13 protein-coding genes and 2 tRNA genes are annotated in these 20,508 nt (G+C 66.4%); 5 read left to right on the forward strand and 10 right to left on the reverse strand.

Going from position 1 to position 20,508, the window contains the following annotated elements:
* Positions 1–5 precede the first annotated feature (5 nt).
* Together JCQ34_RS12470 and JCQ34_RS12475 are read right to left on the reverse strand one after the other, a co-directional pair.
* A complete protein-coding gene (locus tag JCQ34_RS12470) occupies positions 6–797 on the reverse strand; it encodes an electron transfer flavoprotein subunit beta/FixA family protein (RefSeq protein WP_286404494.1) in 792 nt (263 codons plus the stop codon).
* Between the two features lie 238 nt (positions 798–1,035).
* Complete coding sequence (locus tag JCQ34_RS12475; protein WP_286397958.1) at positions 1,036–2,685, reverse strand: S1C family serine protease; 1,650 nt, start codon at positions 2,683–2,685, stop codon at positions 1,036–1,038.
* 281 nt (positions 2,686–2,966) lie between these two features.
* On the opposite strand from JCQ34_RS12475, the gene JCQ34_RS12480 reads away from it, so the two are divergent.
* The 3 genes from JCQ34_RS12480 (at position 2,967) to JCQ34_RS12490 (ending at position 7,446) form a co-directional block, all read left to right on the forward strand.
* Positions 2,967–5,030: a TPM domain-containing protein gene (locus tag JCQ34_RS12480; RefSeq protein ID WP_286397959.1), complete on the forward strand. Its 2,064-nt coding sequence runs from the start codon at positions 2,967–2,969 to the stop codon at positions 5,028–5,030.
* Positions 5,031–5,137: 107 nt separating this feature from the next.
* Positions 5,138–5,929 carry a PspA/IM30 family protein gene (locus JCQ34_RS12485; protein WP_286397960.1) on the forward strand — a complete coding sequence of 264 codons (792 nt, stop codon included), beginning with the start codon at positions 5,138–5,140 and terminating at the stop codon, positions 5,927–5,929.
* An 89-nt stretch (positions 5,930–6,018) separates the two neighbouring features.
* Entirely contained in the window at positions 6,019–7,446 is a 1,428-nt protein-coding gene (locus JCQ34_RS12490) for a cryptochrome/photolyase family protein (protein ID WP_286397961.1), read from the forward strand.
* Positions 7,447–7,472: 26 nt separating this feature from the next.
* Here JCQ34_RS12490 and JCQ34_RS12495 read toward each other — a convergent pair whose 3' ends face one another.
* The 5 genes from JCQ34_RS12495 to JCQ34_RS12515 form a co-directional block, all read right to left on the reverse strand.
* On the reverse strand, positions 7,473–8,405 hold the full coding sequence (locus tag JCQ34_RS12495; RefSeq protein WP_286397962.1) for a cytochrome b/b6 domain-containing protein: 933 nt from the start codon (positions 8,403–8,405) through the stop codon (positions 7,473–7,475).
* 138 nt (positions 8,406–8,543) lie between these two features.
* Positions 8,544–8,617 (reverse strand) — tRNA-Met (locus JCQ34_RS12500).
* 192 nt (positions 8,618–8,809) lie between these two features.
* Positions 8,810–8,883: transfer RNA gene (locus JCQ34_RS12505), tRNA-Met, on the reverse strand.
* A gap of 120 nt (positions 8,884–9,003) precedes the next feature.
* Positions 9,004–11,988 (reverse strand): UPF0182 family membrane protein, encoded by a 2,985-nt coding sequence (locus JCQ34_RS12510; RefSeq protein WP_286404497.1) that lies wholly within the window; start codon positions 11,986–11,988, stop codon positions 9,004–9,006.
* Between the two features lie 179 nt (positions 11,989–12,167).
* The gene (locus JCQ34_RS12515; protein WP_434738909.1) at positions 12,168–13,379 is read right to left on the reverse strand and encodes a YlbL family protein; all 1,212 of its coding nucleotides are present in this window, start codon (positions 13,377–13,379) and stop codon (positions 12,168–12,170) included.
* A 136-nt stretch (positions 13,380–13,515) separates the two neighbouring features.
* On the opposite strand from JCQ34_RS12515, the gene JCQ34_RS12520 reads away from it, so the two are divergent.
* Positions 13,516–14,964: a zinc-dependent metalloprotease gene (locus tag JCQ34_RS12520; RefSeq protein WP_286397963.1), complete on the forward strand. Its 1,449-nt coding sequence runs from the start codon at positions 13,516–13,518 to the stop codon at positions 14,962–14,964.
* An 82-nt stretch (positions 14,965–15,046) separates the two neighbouring features.
* Here JCQ34_RS12520 and JCQ34_RS12525 read toward each other — a convergent pair whose 3' ends face one another.
* The 3 genes from JCQ34_RS12525 to nudC all read right to left on the reverse strand — a co-directional run bounded on the left by JCQ34_RS12525 (position 15,047) and on the right by nudC (position 18,949).
* Entirely contained in the window at positions 15,047–15,667 is a 621-nt protein-coding gene (locus JCQ34_RS12525) for a M48 family metallopeptidase (protein WP_286404500.1), read from the reverse strand.
* Between the two features lie 68 nt (positions 15,668–15,735).
* Positions 15,736–17,871 carry an ATP-dependent helicase gene (locus tag JCQ34_RS12530; RefSeq protein ID WP_286397964.1) on the reverse strand — a complete coding sequence of 712 codons (2,136 nt, stop codon included), beginning with the start codon at positions 17,869–17,871 and terminating at the stop codon, positions 15,736–15,738.
* Between the two features lie 55 nt (positions 17,872–17,926).
* Positions 17,927–18,949, reverse strand: a complete 1,023-nt coding sequence (gene nudC / locus JCQ34_RS12535) for an NAD(+) diphosphatase (RefSeq protein WP_286397965.1) — start codon at positions 18,947–18,949, stop codon at positions 17,927–17,929.
* A 142-nt stretch (positions 18,950–19,091) separates the two neighbouring features.
* On the opposite strand from nudC, the gene JCQ34_RS12540 reads away from it, so the two are divergent.
* On the forward strand, positions 19,092–20,450 hold the full coding sequence (locus JCQ34_RS12540) for a macrolide 2'-phosphotransferase (RefSeq protein WP_286397966.1): 1,359 nt from the start codon (positions 19,092–19,094) through the stop codon (positions 20,448–20,450).
* Positions 20,451–20,508 lie beyond the last annotated feature (58 nt).

The raw sequence follows: 20,508 nt of genomic DNA on the forward strand, positions 1-20,508 counted from the left end.
CCCTCTTAGAGCAGCTTCTGGGCGGCCAGGAAGTCAACCAGCTTGATGCCGGCGTCGCCCTCGTCGGTGATGATGGTGCCTGCGGTCCTGGGCGGCCGCTGGTCCGCGCTGGTCACGCTGGTCCAGGAGCCGGCGAAGCCCACCTGCGCCGGCTGCACGCCGATATCGGCCAGGGACAGGGTGGTGATGCTCTTGCGCTTTGCGGCGATGATGCCCTTGAAGTTGGGGTACCGGGGTTCGTTGATTTGGTCCGTGACGGACACGACGGCGGGCAGCGGTGCCTCCACCGTTTCAGACGACGTGTCGGCGTCGCGGCGGGCGGTCAGGCGGCCGCCGTCCACCTGGAGAGTGGACGCGAACGTGACCTGGGGCAGCCCAAGCCGCTCGGCCAGCTGCGCCGGAACAAGGGAGGTCTCGCCGTCGGTGGAAGCCATGCCGGTGATGACCAGGTCCACGTCGCCCAGGTGCCGAACTGCGGCGGCCAGGGCAAGCGAGGTGGCCGCGGCGTCGGATCCCGCCAGGGCGTCGTCCGTGAGGTGCACGCCTTCGGTGGCGCCCATCTGCAGTGACTTCTTGACTGCGTTGACGGCTCCGGCGGGTCCCATGCTGAGGGCGATGACCTGGTTGCCTGCTTTGCTTCCGCCGCGCGCCTCCGCCAGCTGCAGGGCTGCTTCAAGGGCGTACTCGTCAAGCTCGGACAGAATGCTTTCGTCGCGGTCCGCGGTGTTGCCCTCCCCGTTGAGGTGGCGGTCGAACTGGGCGTCCGGTACATGTTTGACCAGGACTACGATCTTCAATGTCTCTTCCACTGTGTTTACAGCAGCCTTCCATGCTTGTGGACAGCCAGCCGGGTGGGCATGGCCGCGGAATGCCCGGCAGGCGGGTAGCTCCTAGCTAACCATATCGGCGCGTCCCCGCGCCCCCTTCCGTTAACGCCTGTTTCAGCGCTGTTTCCCGAGCAGGGAATGACGACGGCGGCGCCCCCATTGGTGGGGACGCCGCCGTCGTCAGGGCCTGCGTTAGTGCTGTCCTGCCTTAGCTGGCTGCCGCGCCGAGCGTGACGTCGAACGTCTGCTCGCTGCCGCCGCGCTGCACGGTGATCTTTACCTTGGATCCTGCCGGCTGTTCCCGGACTGCCGCGGTCAGCTGGTTGGGCTCGCCGATGGTGAGGTCGTTGAACTTGGTGATGACGTCACCCGCCTTGATGCCGGCCTTGCCCGCTGCGGAATTGGGATCGACGGTGGCTACGTCGGCGCCGACGGAGAACTCTGAGGCCGCGCCCGAGGTGGTCTTGGCCTTGACGCTGACGCCAAGCTGCCCATGGGAGGCCTTGCCGCTGTCGATGATCTCCTGTGCCACGCGCTTGGCATGGTTGATCGGGATGCTGAACCCGACGCCGATATTCCCGCTCTGCGAGGTGGAGGTGCCGGAGCCGGCGGACGCGATGGCCACGTTCACGCCGATGATCTCGCCCTTGCTGTTCACCAGGGCGCCGCCGGAGTTGCCGGGGTTGATGGCCGCGTCCGTCTGGATCACGTTAATGGCGATTGAGCCCTCGCTGGAATTCTGCTGGCTCTGCCCGCCGCCCGGAGGGGCGAACTGGAATCCCTGGTCGCCGCCCTGGCTGTTGTCCCCGCCCTTGGGAGCAGCCGACGATGCCACGCTGATGGTCCGGTTGAGGGTGGAGACGATGCCGTCCGTGACGGTTCCGGTCAGACCGAGCGGGGAACCGATGGCGATGGCAGTATCGCCCACATTCAGCTTGGACGAGTCACCAAGGGTGGCAGGGGTGAGGCCGGAGGTATCGTCCACCTTGATGACGGCGAGGTCGGACAGGGGGTCGGTGCCCACCAGCTTTGCCGGCAGGACCTTTCCGTCGCTGGTGCGGATCTCAAGGCTGGCGTTGGCGGTCTGGCCGTCCAGGGTCACCACGTGGGTGTTGGTCAGGATGTGCCCCTGGTCATCAAGGACAATGCCGGAACCGGTGCCGCCGGAGCTGCCGCTGGTGGCGCTGATGGTGACCACGCTGGGCGAAGCCTTCACCGCAGCTGCGGTAATCGCGTTGACGTCGTCCTTGTTGTTGACGATGACCGTACCGGGCTGGCTGTTGCTGCCAACGGTCGAGGTGCTGGAGGCGTTATGTCCGGAGAGCTCGCCCGCGCCAACGGTCGCCACTCCGCCGCCCACCAGGCCTGCTGCGAGGATGCTGGCCACGAGGGTGCCGATGCCGAACGTCGCTTTCCGGCGCGGGGCGTCCTTGGGGTTGGGGGCCAGGCCGACGTTCCCGTTGGGCGCGCCGTGGCCGGTGCCGTGCATGGGCTGGCCATTCTGGTGCTGCTGCTGGCCGTAGTATCCGGGCTGGCCGTCCTGGTGCTGCTGGCCATAATTTGCGGACTGGCCGTAGAACGGCTGACGCTGCGGGTAGACGGGGCGTGGTGCGCCCGGCAATTCCTGGGTGTGGTGGTCACGCGCCTCCGGCCGGTCCAGCCGCTCCGTGTTGTTCTGTGGGCCGGCGTGATCCTGGGGGGCCGGGTTGCCTTGAGGGGTGCGGGGGCCGCCTGCGTTCCCATACTGAGTTTCCGACTGGCGGTTTCCAGGCTGTTCCGCCCCCTGCTGGTGCCACGGGTTCCGGCTTTGCGCACCGTTGTCCTCAGGGACCGGTCCTGGGGTTTGATTCTCAGTCATGAGACTTCCTTTCATCCTCGTCTGCCATTAACTATGAACCGTTCCGCTGGAACAAGCTCGGATGTTTGCTGAGAGCTTCCTGAACGCTTCAAGCAAGCCTGTTTGGTCGGGGGGCGTTTCGCTGGAGGCATATTCGGTCGCATGGACTGCCTGTGGGGTGCACCATAGAATCAAGATGAAATGCCACAGCGACCTGCGGCTTCACACCAAGCGTGGGGGCGCTGCTGGATTCGACGACTGATTCGTCCCGAATCGGTGTCAGGCGTGCTGAAGGGTTGCACATGCGGTCAAAGTTCAAACGTATCCTCGCCGTGATCGGCCTTGCCGGACTGCTGGCGGTACCTGCCGGCGCCGCCTGGGCCGACGACCCGGTCACCATCCCCTCCGGGACCAACATCGTTGATAACGCAAACGTGCTGGGCAGCCGGAAGGGTGAAGTCCAGGATGCGATTCAGAAGCTGTTGAAGGATCACAAGTACAACCTGTACGTGATCACAGTGAAGTCGTTCGACAACCCCTCTGACCCCACGGCCTGGAGCCAGGCCGTGGCAAAGACAAAAGGCATGGGCAAGGCCGATGTCATCCTTGCCATCGCCACCGACCAGGGCAAGTACTACTTCTCCCCCAACTCGGCCAGCGCCATTTACTCCAAGCGGAGCAACATCACCCAGAACGCGGTTGTCGCCAACCTCGCCGGCGGGAAGAAGGACTATGCCCAGGCCGCCATCGACACCGCATCCGCCGTGGGCGACGCTGCCGGCGGCGGCAGTGGCAACGTGTCCTCCGGTGACGGCGCAGGTGCGGGCCTGCTGGTAGGCGCAGGCGTGGTGGTTGCCGGCGGCGGCGCGTATCTGTATTACCGGAACCGCCGAAAGAAGGCAGCCGGACAGGGTGCATCCAGCGCAAGCTACGGCCCCCAGGGGGCCGAACTGGACCCGCTGGCTTCGCTAAGCGTTGAGGAACTCCGCCGGAAGGGCGGTTCGCTGCTTATCGAGGCGGACGACGCCATCAAGTCCAGTGAGCAGGAACTTGGCTTCGCCCAGGCCCAGTACGGGGATGCCGCCGTCGGAAACTTCACCAAAGCCCTAGCGGAAGCGAAGGCGCACATGACGGAGTCCTTCAAGCTGCAGCAGCAGCTCGATGACCACATCCCGGACACCGAGGAACAGCAGCGGACCTGGCTGGGTGAGATCATTCGCCGCTCTGAGGCCGCCCTGGAGTCGCTGCAGGAGCAGAAAGCTGACTTCGACTCCCTGCGCGAACTCGAAAAGAACGCTCCGCAGGCCCTGGCCGCCGTCAACGCGGGAGCCCGCGAGGCGGACGCCAAGATCTCCAGCGCCGAACAGTCCCTGGCGGCCATGCGGTCCAAGTATGCCGACAGCGCGCTGGTCCAGGTCTCGGACAATATCGTCCAGGCCAAGGAACGCCTGGCGTTCGTGCAGAACGCATCCGAGACCGCGCGGCAGAAGCTGGGTGAAGGCGAAGGCAGCATGGCGGCCGTGGCCGTCCGTGCTGCCGAGGAGAGCCTGCACCAGACCAACGTCCTCCTGGACGCCATCACCAAGGTTGCCGGCAACCTCGACGAGGCCCGCAACGGGCTCGAAGCAGCAGTTGTGGACACCTCACAGGACCTGGCCCAGGCAAAAGCCATGATCCAATCCGGCGCCCACGCGGAACTTGCAGGACCGGTAGCCGCGGTGGAGGCAGCGCTCGCGCAGGTGAAGACGGAGATCCAGGGCGGGAAGATCGATCCCATCGCCACCCTTCAGCGGGTAGAAACGGCCCACCAGTCCCTGGACCAGGCCCTGACCGGGATCCGCGACCAGCAGGAGCAGGCACGGCGGGCACAGGCATCACTGCAGCAAACCATCATGTCCGCGCAGGCCCAGATCAGCGCCACCTCCGACTACATCACCGCCCGGCGCGGCGGCGTGGGAACCGAGGCACGCACCCGGCTGGCGGAGTCCCAACGGAACCTCGACTATGCGCTGTCCATTGCCCGGACCGACCCCGTCACCGCGCTCACTTACGCGCAGCAGGCCCACGCCCTCGCGGCGCAGGCGGCACAGCAGGCCCAGGCGGACGTGGAGCACTTCGACGGCTACGCGAACCAGGGCTTCGGGCGCGGAGGCATGTTCGGCGGCGGAGGCGGCGGCGGACTGGGCGGCGCCATCCTGGGTGGCATCCTGATCAACTCCATCCTCAACGGTGGCCACGGAGGCTGGGGCGGTGGCGGCGGCTGGGGCGGCGGCGACGGAGGCGGCTGGGGCGGAGACTCCGGCGGCTTCGGCGGCGGGGACTTTGGCGGCGGCGATTTCGGCGGCGGAGACTCCGGCAGTTTCTAAAGACTTCCGCCGGACACGCCGGAAGATCCCGGCGGGCGGACAGACGAACTACACCACTGTGCACCGGTTCCAGTGGTCAACAAAGAGCAGGACGAAAGGCAAACACCATGGTTAAGCAGTCCATTTTCGGCCGGATCGCGCAGCTGGCAAAGGCGAACATCAACTCTTTGCTGGACAACGCCGAGGACCCGCAGAAGATGCTGGACCAGATGGTCCGCGACTACACCAACAACATCGCCGAAGCCGAGTCCGCCGTAGCGCAGACCATCGGCAACCTCAGGATGCTGGAAGACGACTACAACGAGGACGTCAAGAACGCCCACGACTGGGGAAACAAGGCACTTGCCGCCTCCCGCAAGGCTGACGAGTTCCGCGCGGCCGGCGACGTAGCCGACGCCGAGAAGTTCGACAACCTGGCAAAGGTGGCCCTGCAGCGGCAGATGGCCGCTGAAAGCGAAGCCAAGGGCGCGGAGCCGAGCATCGCCTCCCAGCGCGAGGTCGTGGACAAGCTGAAAACCGGGCTGGACCAGATGAAGAACAAGCTCAACCAGCTGACGAGCAAGCGCAACGAGCTTGTTGCGCGGTCCAAGACCGCAGCCGCGCAGACCCAGGTCCACGACGCCATCAAGAGCATCGACATCATGGACCCCACCAGCGAAGTGGGCCGCTTCGAGGAGAAGATCCGCCGCGAAGAGGCAAAGGTCCGCGGCCAGCAGGAGCTTGCAGCGTCCAGCCTGGACGCCCAGTTCAACCAGCTGGAGGACCTGGGTGAGCAGACTGAGATCGAAGCGCGCCTGGCGGCGCTCAAGGCCGGCGGCAACTCCAAGCCTGCTCTGGGCGCAGCAAGCCCGGCATCATCAGAATCGACGGTCGACGAGGCAGACTTCGACAAGCTGTAAAGCCCGGCGATACGTCGCCAACTGATACATGGCTATGGCCGGGACCGGGTCCCGGCCATAGTTGTGTCCGCTGTGTGTACCGTGGTGCCATGGCTTCTTCCGAAGGAACGTCCCTGGTCTGGCTGCGCGATGATTTGCGGTTGGACGATAACCCGGCCCTGTCCGAAGCGGCCGGCCGCGGTTTGCCGTTCACTGTCGTTTATATCCTGGATGAGCAGTCCCAGGGTGTGCGGCCCCTCGGCGGAGCCGCCCGGTGGTGGCTGCACCACTCCCTGGCCGCACTCTCCGCGGACCTCGAAAGCCGGGGATCACGCCTGGTACTTCGCCGTGGCCCTGCCGGAGAGGCCATCAGGACGCTGGCCACCCAGACGAAGGCGGACCACCTCTTTTGGAACCGCCGGTATGGGCAGCCGGAACGGACTATCGACGCCGACCTCAAGGAGTGGGCGGGCGGCCACGGGATGCAGGCGTCCAGCTACCAGGCGAACCTCCTCTTCGAGCCCTGGACCGTCAAGACCGGAGCGGGCGGACCCTACAAGGTCTATTCGCCGTTCTGGCGGGCCTGCCTCGCATCACAGGACATCCGGAACCCCTTCGAGGCGCCGGACACCCTGCCGGAGCCTGCGCCATCGGGACGCGGCCTCCCTGCCAGCGACACGCTCAGCAGCTGGAACCTCCTGCCCTCCTCCCCCGACTGGAGCGGCGGCCTGGCTGCCACCTGGCGGCCCGGTGAGACGGGTGCACAGCAGCGCCTGGAAGACTTCCTGGACGGGCCCATCGAGGATTACGGAACCGGCCGGAACCTGCCCGGCACCGAAGGCACCAGCAGGCTGTCACCGCACCTGCGGTTCGGGGAAGTCAGCCCGTTCCGCGTGTGGCGGGAGATCCGGCGCCGGCATCCGCACAACGTCCCTTCCGACGTCGGTACCTACCGGGCCGAGCTGGGCTGGCGGGAATTCAACTGGCACCTGCTCTACCACAACCCGGATTTAGCCACCCGCAACTTCCGCCCGGCCTTCGATAACTTCCAGTGGGCCCCCACCACCCGTGAAGAGCTTGCCGCCTGGCAGCAGGGCAACACGGGCTACCCGCTGGTGGATGCCGGGATGCGGCAGTTGTGGCAGACAGGCTGGATGCACAACCGGGTTCGGATGGCCGCCGCGTCGTTCCTGGTTAAGAACCTCCTCACCGACTGGCGGATCGGGGAGGAATGGTTCTGGGACACGCTGGTGGACGCGGACGCCGCCAACAACCCCGCCAACTGGCAGTGGGTGGCCGGGTCCGGGGCGGACGCCTCGCCCTACTACCGGATCTTCAATCCCGTCACGCAGAGCAAGAAGTTCGACGCCGGCGGCAGCTACCTGCGGACCTTCATCCCGGAGCTCCGGGACGTCGAGGGCAAGGGCATCCACGAGCCGTGGACGGTTGAAGCGGAAGGCTATCCCAAGCCGCTCGTGGACCTGGCCGAATCGCGGGAGCGGGCCCTGGACGCCTACCAGAAGATCAAAAGCGCCTGACCAAGCACAAGGCAGCGCCGCAGCCTTTAGCGGCTGACCTTGCCCATCAGGGAGGCGATGGGCCGCAGGAAGATGGGGCGGGCGAGGAACCATGCGGCCACCATAACGGCGACGGAGGCAAGGAACACCCAGAAGCCGAACCAGCCGTCGTCGTCGCTCCCTCCGTACATGTGGTTCAGGTTCCGCAGCGCGCCGGTGGTAAGCACCAGGAAGACGTGGACCACGATGAACGCCACGAAGTAGATCATGACCGGGAAGTGGACGGCACGGGCCCATTCGATGGGGAACGCCTTGTTCAGGCTGGCTGCCTTCCTGGGCCAGGCGCCGGACATCCGCAGGCCCGTGATGAACGCCAGCGGCGCCGCGATGAAAACGGTCACGAAGTAGGCCAGCAGCTGCAGCGCGTTGTAGTTGATCCAGCCGTCCTCAGTGGGCCAGTCCAGGGAGGCGTACTGCAGTGCGGCCGAGAGCGCGTTGGGGAAAATGTCCCAGCTGGTGGGAACGATGCGCATCCATTGCCCTGTGGCGAACAGCAGGACGGCGAAGATGAGCCCGTTCAGGATCCAGAGCGCATCCAGAGTCAGGTGGAACCAGAGCTCAAGGCTGATCTTGGTGGGCGCGTTCCTTGTACGGATCAAGCCCTTGTTGTTCCTGGTCCAGTGGCCGCTGGGCCGCGTGGTGGTCCGCACCTGCCAGCCGGTGCGGATGATCAGGAGCAGGAAGAAAGCGTTGAGGAAGTGCTGCCACGCCAGCCAGGCCGGAAACCCTACAGGGGCGTCGCCCGGCAGTTTCGACTGGCCCGGGTAGTCGGCGACGAAGGAAGCCACCGCCGGCAGCCCCATGAGCAGTTTGGCGATCAGCACCACCAGGACCACGGCCACGAGGACGGCGGGAACCATCCAGTAAAGCCGGGACCGCTTGCCCGTCGCGGCGCCGGGCTTCTTCGTGGGTGTGGCCATCGAACAACATACCTCTCAGGAAGGACTGGGGCTGCCCGCAGATCGCGGGGCCCTTCGAAAGAGAATACTAGGAACTGGGCGCATCCAAGGAAACGAAAAACCCCGGCCGGCGTAACTGCCGGTCGGGGCCTTTATAAGTTGCGGGGACAGGATTTGAACCTGTGACCTCTGGGTTATGAGCCCAGCGAGCTACCGAACTGCTCCACCCCGCGTCGCTTGATCAACATTACCCTACTTTTGCCGGCGCCCCGACCACGCAGGCCCTAAGGCCCGTCCCCGGCGACGTAGCGTGGTCACGTCAGGTGCAGCTATGGCAAAGTTCGACGGCGGTGCTGCCGCGGCCGCCCGTGCCGGGCAAAGCAAAAGGCCCGGACACTGTTTCCAGTGTCCGGGCCTTTCCTCAGTTGCGGGGACAGGATTTGAACCTGTGACCTCTGGGTTATGAGCCCAGCGAGCTACCGAACTGCTCCACCCCGCGTCGCAAGAACTACTTTACCGGGAGGTGAACCCGAGGCCAAATCGGAGCGGCGTGACGTCCGTTACGCCAGCCCGGCACCCGCTCCCCCAAGGGCTCAAGTGCCGGGCTGCCGCCGTCGTACTACCGCCCCGCTGAGGCGGACGGTGCAGGCGTGGCCGAAGGCGAGGCGGATGCTGCGGGGGCCGGGTTGGCCTCAGGAGCAGTGGCCGGGATCTTAGCCTCGGCGTCCATGGCCTTCTTCAGCGCCGCCGCAACCTTCTTCTGCGCGTCACCATAGGCAGCGAAGTCGCCGGCCGCAAGCGCGCTCTGGCCGGCCTGGATAGCCGAGTTCGCCTCATCCAGCGCCGCCTTCAGCTGGGCTTTCGCATCCGCCTCCGCCGGTGTGGTGGGCGCCGCCGGACCAGCCGGCGTCTGGCCGTTGTTGGCGGAGTCACCTGCGGCCGCCCCGGAATCCCCGCCAAAGAGCTGCTTGAGCGCGGCGTCCAGGGTAGGCGCGAAGCCCACCTTGTCACCAAAGGCCACCAGGACGCGCTGCAGCGTCGGGTAGGACGTCTCACCCGTCGACTTGAGGTAGACCGGCTGCACGTAGAGGATGCCGCCGCCCACGGGCAGGGTCAGCAGGTTGCCGTTCAGGACGTCCGAGGCGCCCTGCCGCAGCAGGTTGAGCGCCTGGGACACCGTGGGATCGGAGTTGAACTTGTTCTGCGCTTGCCCGGGACCGGGAACTTGAGTTTCCGGCGGGATCTGCAGGAGCCGCAGCTTGCCGTAGCCGTCCGCCTTCACGCCGGCCTGGTTGCCTGCGTCCGAGTCAGCGGCGAGGAAGCCGTACAGGACGTTGCGGGCGTTTCCGTTGACGATCTGCGGGATGAACGACGACGTCAGCTGGAAGGCAGGCTTCTGCTGGTCCGGCATCTGCAGCGACATGTAGAACGGCGGCTGCTTCACGTCCGTGCTCACGGTGGGATCGGCAGGCGTGCTCCACGCGTCGTTGTTCTTGTAGAAGCTGGTGGGATCTGTCACGTGGTACTGCCCCAGCAGTTCACGCTGGACCTTGAACAGGTCCTCCGGGTACCGGACGTGGCTCATCAGGGCGCCGGACATCTCTGAATACGGCTTCAGCGTTGAGGGGAAGACCTTCTGCCAGGCCTTCAGGACAGGATCCGTATCGTCCCAGGCATACAGGGTGACCGAACCGTCATAGGCGTCCACCGTTGCCTTCACCGAGTTGCGGATGTAGTTCACCGTGCTGTTGGGCAGGGCCACGGCACGGCCGGAGCTCGTCTGCGAATCAGCGGTGGCATCCGACAATGACTTCTGCTGCGAGTATGGGAAGTACTGGCTGGTGGTGTAGCCGTCCACGATCCACTTGACCCGGCCGTCCACCACCGCCGGATACGCACCGCCGTCAACCGTCAGGTAGGGGGCCACCTTCTGGACCCGTTCGCGCGGGCTGCGGTCATAGAGGATCTGGGACTGCGGGTTCACGCCGTCCGACAGCAGCAGGTCCGAGGACTGGAACTTGATGGCGTAGAGGATCTTGTTAAAGAACGAGCCCACGTTCGGGCCGCCGTTGCCCTTGAAGGTGTACTGGGTCTCCCCCTCCCCTTCCTTGCCGGAGGGCCGGTCCTGCTCACGGGGCGTGGCGCCGTCGGGGGCGCCCACGATGGAGTATTCGGGTGAGGACTCGCCGAAGTAGATCCTGGGTTCGTAGGTGCTGTCGTTGCCCAGCACGCCTGTTGACGGAATGCCGGACTGCAGGAATTCAGGTTTGCCATCAGCCGTGAACTTGTTGCCCTTGGCGGCCACCACTCCATAGCCGTGGGTGTACACCACGTGCTGGTTGAGCCAGCCCTGCTGGTTGGTCTGTACGTTGGTGGGGTTCAGTTCCCGGACCGCGATCACGGTGTCCTGGATCTTGCCGTCCACCTCGTAACGGTCCACGTTGAGGGCCTTGGGGAACTGGTAGTACGGGCGGTACTGTTCCAGCTGCGCAAAAGCATCCGAAATCAGGTTCGGGTCCAGGAGGCGGATGTTGGCTGTCGTCTGGGCATCGGGGGCCAGGGCCCCGGTGTTGGCCGTATTGGTGGCGTCGTAACGGGTTTCCTGGATGCCGTCCAGGCCGTAGGCCTTGCGCGTGTTATCGATGTTGCGCTTGATGTACTCGCTTTCCAGCGTCTGCTCGGATGGGCGGACCTGGAACTGCTGGATGACCCACGGATAGACACCGCCGGCCAGGATGGAAGTGATGATCAGCATGGCAGTGCCGATCACCGGCAAGCGCCAGCGGCCGATGACGGCAGCCACGATGAACAGGATGGCCACCAGGACCGCGGCCGCCGCGAGGATGGCCTTGGTGGGGATAACGGCGTTGACATCCGTGTAAAGGGCACCGGCCCAGCGGCCGCCGTTGCTCTGCACCGAAGAGTAGCGGTCCAGCCAGAAGTTGACGCCCAGGAGCACCAGGAAAGCGGCGCCCGTGACGGCGATGTGGATCTGCGCGGCCCGGCTGGTGAACACGCCGCGCTCCATCAGCCGGATGCTGCCGTAGAGGTAGTGGGTGAGGATGCCGGCGATGCCCGCTATCACCACCACGCTGATCAGGAATCCGGTCACAAACCCAAGGAACGGCAGGGTCATCAGGTAGAAGCTGATGTCCATGTTGAACTGCGGATCGGTCTGGCCAAAGCCCACCTGGTTGAAGAACAGCAGGACTTTCTGCCACTGGCTGGCGGCTGCGCTGCCGGCAAACAAGCCAAACAGGACCGGCAGGCCAACCATGACAATCCTGCGGACAGGCTCCAGCTGTGCCTGGTAACGGTTGAGGTTGTCCCGCACCTCCGAGTCAGGCGCGTAAACGGGCCGGGCGTTGTAGGCAATCCGGATCGAGAAGAAGACGGCCGCGAACATAATGGCGAAGCCGGCCGCGAATGTTGCGATCTTGGCGAGGTTCTCGGTAATGAAGACCTCGACGAAGCCCAGCTGCCGGTACCAGAGGACGTCGGTCCAGACGTTGGCGAAGAAGATGAACCCCACCACCACCAGGGCGACGACGATCAAGGTGGGCGTCAGGGCGCCGCGTCGTGAAGGGGGCCTGCCTGTGGACATGGTGCTGGCGGGACGGGACAAACTGGGTACCTCATAGCTGGTCGTCGAGATTCGAAGCGTGCGAGCGACGTACGGTACCGGTCAAACGGCTGGTTTCGTCCGTCATCTGTGCCACGAGTGGCGGTGGAGCTTAGTTCCTGTCGAGTCTAGTTGGGCTCAGTCTAGTGCTGGCGCCGGTGCTATTTGCCGGTGCAGGACGGAAGTGCGGAGGTGTCCTGCCCGCTTCCCGCCAGCTCCACCGCGTGCCGGGCCCCGGCGAGGTTCTCCACCCGGACCACCTGGAGTCCGTCGGGAACGTGGCCGGCAACCTCGTCACAGTTGGCGGCGGGCGCCAGGAAGAGGGTGGCCCCGGCGGAGCGCGCCCCCCGCATCTTCTGGCCGATGCCACCGATGGGGCCCACCGCTCCGTCCGGGGATATGGTGCCCGTGCCGGCGATGTGCTTGCCGCCCGTGAGGTCGCCCGGCGTGACGGTGTCGATAATGCCCAGCGAGAACATGAGGCCTGCGCTGGGCCCGCCCACCTTGTCCAGCGAGATTTGCACCTGGAACGGGAAAGTGAAGAGATATTTCAACATGACACCTAGGATGAAGCGGCCCTGGCCATTGTCCTTGGGGGTGATCTGGACCGTGACAGGCTGGCCCGCCCGCTCAACTGTCACCGTTGCCGGCGCTCCCTTGCCCGCGGCCAGCTCATCCTGGACAACGGACAGTGAGGTGATGTCCTTGCCATTGATGGCCTTGAGGATGTCCCCCTGCTGGATCTTTCCTGCCGACGCCGAGTCCTTGGACAGGTCCGCGGCCTGGAGCTGCTGGCCGAACGGGATCTTGAGTTCGTTCAGTGCGGAGGCCACGGCGTTCTCCTGCGACGTGGCCATGGCCACCGCGCTCTGTTCCTGGGCCTCTTCCTTGGTGGTGCCGGTCGGATAGATCAACTCCACCGGGTATACGGCCTTGGAGCCGTCCAGCCAGGCGGAGAAGGCGTCGAGGATGCTGACGGAGCCCGTGGGGCCGCCGTCGACGTACACCGTGGTCAGATCGAGGCTCCCGGCAGCGGGATAGGTTTCATGGCCGCTGACATTGATCACCGGATGGCCCTGGCTCTCCCCCAGGGTGTTGTAGGTGGGCCCGGGAGACTCGATGACATAGGGCACTGGAACGGTACCCACGGCAATCCCCAACCCCAACGCCGCCAGCCCGGCAACCATCATGGTGGAAAGCCGCCTGCGGGGCTGCCCGCCGTCGTAATCCCCGGAGCCGCCTCCGGCGCCCTCGGTGCCGCTTCCACCAGTGCTTTCCGGTGGACCGCCGGCGCCCACAGGCGCGGGAGTGGAAAAGGGGGAAACGTCGGGAACGTGGTCCTCGGAGGGATGTCCGCCACGGGTTGTAGTCACCCCCCAACACTACGCGGTGACGGCGCGGCGGGGGCGCTTTGCCTAGAGCGAACGACGGCGGCGGACGGCAGACAGCCGACCCCCGCCGGGGTACCGTGAAGGTTGATCAACAGTCACACCATCGATCGGCGGGACCATGACCTCCAACCCACTCAATCCGTCCAACGGCGACGACAATCCGAAGGATCCGTTGACCGAAATGCTGCAGAATCTGATGGGCGGCAAGGGGATGGAAAACTTCGACCCCGCCGAACTCGCCAAGGCTGCAGGCCTCCCGGACGACCCCAACCTGCTGGCACAGATGTTCTCCCAGGTGCAGGCGATGATGAGCGCCCCGTCCGAGGGCCCCGTCAACTGGACCCTGGCCCACGACAATGCCCGGCGCGTAGCCGCAAGCAGCTCTGACCCGTCGGTCACTGCGCAGCAGTCGCGGGACGTCGACGAAGCCCTCCGCCTCGCAGAGCTGTGGCTGGACCCCGTCACCGACCTGCCCTCCACCGGCCTGATCGGCAAAGCCTGGTCGCGCGCCGAGTGGGTGGAGGCCACGCTGGGGACCTGGAAGCGGCTCACTGAGCCCGTGGCCAACAGCATCGCCAACGCCCTGTCCTCCGCCATGACGGAGCAGATGCCCGAGGAAATGAAAGCCATGATGGGCGGGGCCTCGTCCATGCTGCAGAACATGGGCGGCGCGATCTTCGGCATGCAGCTGGGGCAGGCCATCGGTGCCCTTTCCCAGGACGTGGTGAGCTCCACTGACATCGGCGTGCCGCTCGCCGACCTGGAAATGGCGCTCCTGCCCACCAATGTTGCGGCGTTCGGTGCAGGCCTGTCCCTGCCCGAAAACGACATCCGGCTGTTCCTTGCCGTGCGGGAAGCCGCGCACGCGCGCCTCTTCGTACAGGTTCCGTGGCTGCGCGGACACCTGCTGGGCGCCATCGAGGCATACGCCCGGGGCATCCACATCGACACCTCACGCATCGAGGAGCTTGCCCGCGACCTGGACCCCAGCAACCCCGAGGGCATCCAGGAGGCCCTGTCCCAGGGTGTCTTCATGCCGCAGCGGACCCCCGCCCAGGAACAGGCGCTAAAGAAGCTCGAGACGGCGCTGGCCCTGGTGGAAGGTTGGGTGGACGAACTCACCGCTGCTGCCACCGAGAAGGTCCTGCCGTCCGCCGGCGCGCTGCGCGAAACAGTGCGCCGCCGGCGGGCAACCGGCGGCCCCGCCGAACACGCCTTCGCTTCCCTGGTGGGACTCGAGCTGCGGCCGCGCAGGCTCCGCGACGCCGCCACCCTGTGGGCCAGCCTGAAGGAAGAGCGCGGCATCGAAGGCCGTGACGCCATCTGGCACCACCCCGACCTGCTGCCCACCGCCGAGGACCTGGATGACCCGAAGGGCTTCAGCTCACGCCGCAAGCTCGCCGAAGCCAGCGACAGCGAAGTGGATGATGCCCTGCAGAAGCTGCTCAGCGGCGGATTCGAGGACACCGCCGAAGCCGACAGCTCCGAGGGTGGGGACGGGGACGCCGGGGGCAAGGACTCGCGGGGCAAGGACGACGACGGCGGAACCGACCAGCCCAGGGGCTGACACTTAGCCGGCGGGCCAGGAATTCCTGGCCCGCCGGGGTGTTTAACCCGCCGGAACAAAGGCCGGATTCCCCGGGAAGGGCCTAGTCCGCGTCTGCCAACCAGTCTCCCTGCAGCTGCCCGGTGTCTGTCTGGCTCCCTGCCGCATCTTGCTTCAGGCCCTGGTGTGCCAGCCCCCGGGACGTGGCATACGAGACACCCTCGAGGAATGCCTTGGCCCGCCGGGTCTCCGGATACGCCTCCAGCAACTTCCAGAACGCCGCGCTGTGGGAGGCCACCAGGAGGTGGGCCAGTTCGTGGAGCAGGACGTAGTCGATGACCCACTGCGGCATGGGCCGCAGCTTGTCCGACAGCCGGATGGTTCCATCGGCCGGGGTGGCAGAACCCCACCGGGAGTTCTGGTTGCCCACCCACCTGACGGCGGAAGGACGTGACCGGCCGCCAAGATACTTGGCGGACAGCTGTGCCGCATGGGCTGCAAGGGCCTCATCGGTGGCAGGACGCCGCCGGCCGGATGCTGCCCGCCGCTCCCCCTGCCTGTGCAGTTTTTCCAGCATGCGCTGGACCCACTCCCGCTCCTGCGCAGCAGTGAACCGGGCCGGGATGGCAACCACCGCCGTCCCGTCTTCCCAAAACGCAGCTACCGTGCGGGTACGCCGGGCAGACCGCCGCACCTCCACGGGGAAACCGTCGGCAGTGGCCAAGGCCGCGGCCGGCTGGGGCGCTGCCCGCCGGGCGGGTGCCTGCCGGGAACTGCTGCTGGGGCTGCGCCTCACAGGACGGAGCTTTCAGCCAGTACCCGGAGGACGTCTTCCCCGTACCTCTCCAGCTTGGAGGGACCCACGCCGGCGAGCCCGGACAGCTCCTCCAGCGACGCCGGCCGCGCCTCGGCTATGGCCGTGAGGGTGGCATCGGTGAACACCACGAACGCCGGAACGTCCGCGGACTGCGCCACTTCCCGGCGCCAGCTGCGGAGGGCGTCGAAGGTCTGTTCCTCGTAGGTGGGCGGGCACGCGTTGCAGCGTCCCACCTTCCGTTCAGCTCCGGTGGCAAGCATGCTGCCGCAGACCCGGCAGACGGCGGGGGCGGCAGCCTTGCGGCGGGGCACCGTTCCCTTCCCCCGGGTACTTGAGCTTGCTACCGAGTCAGGCCGCAGGCCGTCAAGGAACCGGGACGGCTTGCGGTTGGCCCGGCCCCCGGGGGTCCTTGCCGTGCTCCATGAGAGGGACAGGTGTTCGCGGGCACGGGTGATCCCGACATACAGCAGGCGGCGTTCTTCATCCACCGATTCGGGCGAATCGGCGAAGGAAATAGGCATCAGCCCTTCGCTAAGGCCCACCAGGAAGACGGCATCCCATTCCAGGCCCTTGGCGGCATGGAGGGAGGCAAGCGTGACGCCCTGCACGGTGGGCGCGTGCTGGGCGAGCGAGCGTTCCTGGAGTTCGTTAACGAAGTCCGCCAGGCCGAACTGGGCTCCGCGGTTCTGCACGAGCTCATCGGCCAGCGCCACCAGGGCAGCCAGCGACTCCCAGCGTTCGCGCAGGGCGCCGCCACTGTGCGGCGCGGACTCGGTGTAGCCCAGGGAGGAAACGATGTCGCGCACCAGCTGCCCGAGAGGTTCGGGGGTATCCGTTTCGGACACAGCCCTGGTGGCTGCGCGGAGCTGGAGGATTGCGTCCCGAACCTCCTTGCGGGCAAAGAAGCGTTCACCGCCCCGAAGCTGGTAGCCAATGCCCGCCGCTGCCAGTGCCTGCTCGTACGCCTCGGACTGTCCGTTAGTGCGGAAAAGGACAGCCACCTGGCTGGCCGGAGTGCCGGCGTCGAGCAGTGCCTTGATCTTCTGCGCCACTGTGGCGGCTTCCGCTTCATCATCCGTGCACTCGGTGAACTGCGGTGCAGGCCCGGCAGGACGCTGGGCCACGAGCTGCAGGGGCGTGGCCCAGGCTGCGTCGGCGGCAGGCCCTCCGCTGGGGCGGCCGGCCAGCAGGTCATTGGCCAGTTTCACCACCTGCGGCGTTGAACGGTAGTCCCTGATGAGCTTGACTACATTGGCCTGCGGATAGCGGGCCTTGAAGTCCAGGAGGTGCCGGGGCGATGCGCCGGTAAAGGAATAGATGGTCTGGCTGGCGTCGCCCACCACGCAGAGTTCGTCCCGCCCGCCGAGCCAGAGCTCCAGGAGCCGCTGCTGCAGCGGTGACACGTCCTGGTATTCGTCCACCACGAAGTGCCGGTACTGTTCGCGAACGGTGGCGGCCACCCTTTCGTCCTCCTGCAGGATGCCCACCGTGATCAGCAGGACGTCCTCGAAGTCAATCACGTTGCGGTCGGTCTTAACGTCCTCATAGGCCTGGAAGACACGCGCCACCGCGGTGAGGTCGAACCCGCCGGGCGCGCCCCTCCCCTGGGCGTTTTCCAGGTAGTTGGCAGGTGTCAGCATTGACACCTTGGCCCACTCGATTTCCGAGGCAAGGTCGCGGATGGATGCGCGGTCGGTGCTGAGCCTGAGCCGGCGGGCCGCCTCCGCAAGCAGCTGGGCCTTGTGGTCCAGCAGGTTGGGCAGCGTGCCGCCTACAGCCTGCGGCCAAAAGAACTGCAACTGCCGCAGGGCGGCCGCGTGGAAGGTCCGTGCCTGCACATTTCCCGCGCCGAGGTCCCGCAGGCGGCTGCGCATCTCAGCGGCGGCGCGGGCGGTGAAGGTGACTGCGAGGAGGCGCTGCGGGGTGTAGACCCCGGAGTGCACACCGTAGGCAATGCGGTGCGTGATGGCGCGGGTCTTTCCGGTTCCCGCCCCGGCCAGCACGCACAGCGGCCCGTTCAGGGTGCTGGCCACCTCACGCTGTTCGTCGTCCAGCCCTCCAAGGATCCGGTCCTCAAGGGAGCCTGATCCATCAAAATTCTCTGTAGTCACTTCTGCTGCTTTGTTTCTCGACTACCGCGTGCTGGTGTCTGGTGGATGGAATAACTTAGGCGCCGGCCAGGTCCTGGATCCGGCCGCCGTACCAGTGCTCAATCAGCGAGCGGGCGATGGAGAGCCTGGTGGAAATGGTGATCTCCCCGCTGAGCACCGCCTCCTGGAGTTCGTCGCGGCTGAACCAGCGCGCCCTGGTGACCTCCACGCCGTCGGGCGTTGCCTCAGCGTCGTCGGTAACGGCGGTAAATCCAAGCATAAGGGAGGCCGGGAACGGCCACGACTGGGAGCCCAGGTACTGGCAGGCGGTGACACGCACTCCCACCTCTTCCTGGATCTCGCGGACCACCGCTTCCTCGAGCGACTCCCCGGGCTCAACGAATCCGGCCAGGGTGGAGTAGTTCCGTGCATCCAGGGGGCCGCCGCCGCCCAGGAGCAGCCTGCCGTCCGGGCCTACCACCGTGACAATGATGGCGGGGTCGGTCCGGGGAAAATGCTCGGAGTTGTCTGCCGGGCACCGGCGCACCCAGCCGCCGGCTTCCACCTGGGTGGGTGTGCCGCAGCGGGGGCAGTGGGTGTGGGCTGCGTGCCAGTTGGCGATGGCGCTGGACTCCACGAAAAGGGCAGTGGAAGTGGCGGTCAATCCTGCCGCGACCTCCCTGAACCCGGCCCAGGCTGCATCGGCGGGAATCCCGGCAGTGCCTGGCTCCGCGGGTTCAGGCAGTACGAACAGCAGCAGTTCGGTACCGGCTGGGAGATCGGCGTCGGGTAGTGCCGACCCCAGGTACACGATGAGCTCCGGCGCGGATCCTGCCTCCGTGAGTTCCGCAAGGAGGTCCCTGGCCCCGGTCAGGACCAGGTTGCTGCCCCGCACCAGTCCCTGGCGCCGGGACAAGACTGCGGCCACCGCCTCCGGACCGGCCAGCAACTCATCGACCATGCCGGGCCGGCCGCGAACGGCAGATCCGCGGTCCACCAGGGCCGGCCGCACAGGGAGCAGGGTGTCAACAAGGTGGTTTGCCGGCAGTGGTGCAGGCACAGCCTGGTGGACGGGTGTTATGGACTCCGTGTGGCTCATGGTTCCACCGTACTGACTGCCACCGACATTTCACATTTCCCGGGCAATCGCCTGCGGGGGTGCCCCCCCCTATTTGCAGCTATCTCAAGACTCGCCGCGGCCGGACCGCCTTCTGGGACGGCGCGCAACTTACCGTGGAACGGTGAGAAGAAAACCGATTGAACTGGCGGCGATTGCAACCGCGGCAGTCCCCGGACTGACCCCGACGGCCGTTAGCTCTGCGCCGGATGATCCCGCGGACTTCGACTCAGCCCTGCTCCTAGACTCCGAGGGAAAGCGCTGGCGGGTCCGGTCGCCGCGGCACGCCGAGGCCAGCGCCCGGCTGGAAACGGAATTCCTGGTGCTGCGGGCTTTCGCGCCCGGGGTGCGGGCGGAACTGCCGTTCCTCATGCCGACTGTGGCCGGCAGCGTCCGCCTGGGGACCCTGAGCACTTTCGTTTACTCGCACCTGTCCGGCAGTACGCGCAGCGTGGAGGAACTCACCTCGGGCCCGGCCGGCCTGGGCCGCGAGATCGGCTCCGCCCTGGCGGCGATCCATGACCTGCCGCGGTCACTGGTCAGCAACGCCGACCTTCCCAGCTACACCCCCAACGAATTCCGCCAGCGGAGGCTGAACGAACTGGACCAGGCAGCAACCACCGGGCGAATTCCTGCCACGCTGCTGCGCCGGTGGGAACACGCCATGGAGGACGTGTCCCTGTGGCGATTCAACCCCTGCGTGGTCCACGGCGACCTGCACGAGGACAACCTTTTGGTGGAGTCCGGACGGGTTACCGCAGTCACCGGCTGGACCGATCTGCGCATCGGCGATCCTGCCGACGACTTTGCCTGGCTCGTGGCGTCCAACGAGCAGGACTTCATTGACACCGTGCTGGCGGCCTACACGTCCAGCCGGCGGGACGTGCCGGACCAGCACCTACTGCGCCGGGCCGCCCTGTCCGCGGAGTTCGCCCTGGCGCAGTACCTGGTCAAGGGCCTGGCCGCGGGTGACGCGGAAATGGTCACCGAAGCGGAGGGGATGCTGGAAAGCCTCGCCAGCGACATCGCCGAGTACGGCGGGCAGCCGATCAGCGTTGAGCCGCTGCCGGCCAAGAATGGGCCGGAGACTTCTGGAGCAGCAACGGCTGGTGGGGCTTCCGGGACAGCCCATGTAACGGGGAGCGGCAGTTCCGCCGTAACTCCCGCCGTTACCGTCATCCCCGTCCCCGCGCAAGCCGGCCCTGGCCAACCTGGTCCCGCCAGTCCTGCCGCTGCCCAACCTGGCACCAGCAGCCTCGAGGCTGCCCAACCTGCCGTACCGGCACAACCCGCCGCTGGCAGCCAGCCGGCTGCCCAAGCGGAGCCGGTCGTGCATGCCCGTCCTGCCGTTCAGGTGGCCCCCATTCCGGTGGAACCGCCCGCTGCCGAAAGCAAAGCCCAGGCGGGGCAGGAGCAGGAAGAGAAGGGTCCGGACGACACGTCAACAGCCGCTATCTCGGTCATAAACGTCAAACAGGGCTGAGCTTCGCGCGGAACTGCTCTTGCGCCGGCCCTGGAGCTGGCGCCCGCGCCTTGGTACC

It is taken from the genome of Pseudarthrobacter defluvii, from assembly GCF_030323865.1.
Classification (GTDB): domain Bacteria; phylum Actinomycetota; class Actinomycetes; order Actinomycetales; family Micrococcaceae; genus Arthrobacter; species Arthrobacter sedimenti.